The organism is Streptomyces sp. NPDC001515 (assembly GCF_053597115.1).
The window spans coordinates 1-1,357 of sequence record NZ_JBSFHN010000092.1 but is presented as its reverse complement, the minus strand read 5'-3'; the positions used below and the strand labels follow the sequence as shown (position 1 = coordinate 1,357).

At 68.1% G+C, this 1,357-nt stretch carries 2 protein-coding genes; both read left to right on the top strand.

Annotation, left to right across the window (positions count from 1 at the left end; all coding sequences use genetic code 11):
• The first annotated feature begins 58 nt into the window (after window positions 1–58).
• A complete protein-coding gene (locus ACWCXC_RS37450; RefSeq protein ID WP_450891821.1) occupies window positions 59–928 on the top strand; it encodes an IS5 family transposase in 870 nt (289 codons plus the stop codon).
• Window positions 929–1,002: 74 nt separating this feature from the next.
• Complete coding sequence (locus tag ACWCXC_RS37445; protein ID WP_450891820.1) at window positions 1,003–1,332, top strand: hypothetical protein; 330 nt, start codon at window positions 1,003–1,005, stop codon at window positions 1,330–1,332.
• Window positions 1,333–1,357: the final 25 nt, after the last annotated feature.

Genomic DNA, 1,357 nt, shown 5'->3' with positions numbered 1-1,357 from the left:
CTAGGCCGTGTTTTAGAAGTGGGCTCCGTCTCTCGCCCTGTGCCGTGATGATCTCGGTGTGGGGCGAGGGGATCTTTCTGACGAGCAGTGGTCGGTGTTGGAACCGTTGTTGCCGGTCGTCGTGTTGGGCAGGCCGCCCGTGGGCCGACGGAAGCTGATCGACGGCATCCGCTGGCGGGTGCGGACAGGTGCACCGTGGCGGGATCTGCCGTCGGAATACGGTCCGTGGCAGACGGTCTACGGACTCTTCCGCCGGTGGCAGCGGGACGGCACCTGGCCGATGCTGCTGACCCGGCTGCAGGCTCGGGCGGATGCAGCCGGGCTGATCACGTGGGAGGTCAATGTCGACTCCACGATCTGCCGGGCCCATCAGCACGCCGCAGGCGCCCGCCGCGGCGGACAGGACCAGAAGGAGCCGCCGGGCGGCATCCGGACCGAGCCTGACGACCACGGCCTGGGCCGGTCCCGGGGAGGCTTCACCACCAAGATCCACCTGGCCTGCGAACAAGGCCAGCGGCCGCTGTCCCTCCTGGTCACCGCCGGACAGCGCGGCGACAGCCCGCAGTTCACTGCCGTTCTGGAAGGCATACGCGTCGCTCGCGTCGGGCCGGGCCGCCCTCGTGTCCGTCCGCTGCGGGTGAGAGGCGACAAGGCGTATTCGGCCCGCGCCAACCGGGCCTACCTGCGAAAGCGCGGGATCCGCTGCACCATCCCCGAGCCGGCCGACCAGGCACGCAACCGCAAACGGCGTGGCAACGCCGGCGGGCGGCCTCCGGTCTTCGACCGCGAGGACTACAAGGCCAGGCACGCGGTCGAGTGCGGGATCAACCGGCTCAAGCGCAACCGGGCGGTGGCCACCCGGTTCGACAAACTCGCGGTCCGCTTCGAGGCCACCGTCATGATCGCCGCGATCGGCGAATGGCTGTGATCTGTCGAGGCTGTCGTTCCCGCATGCCATGCTGACCGCGGCCAGGGTGAGCGGGACGGACGGGAGAGACGTCGATGGGGGCTCGGTACTACGGCGCCGACAGCGAGAGCGGCGACCGCATCGACGATCCGTCCGAGGACGCGCTGTTCATGATGATCAGCGACCTCAACGATTCCGACAACACCTTCGTCGTCGTCCAGCCCGACGAGGACGACCCCCTCTGGTTCACTTCCGTGGCCGTCCTGGACGAAGGCGCCTACGAGATCGTCCGCCACGACACCACCCGCAACGAGCACGAGGTCACCACGGCGACCAGCATCAACGACATCGCCCGCGACCTCACCATCTGGATGGCCACCCGCGACTTCCCCGGACGGCCAACCAAACAGGTCGGCGACTTCTAAAACACGCCCTAGCTTGATCTTTAAC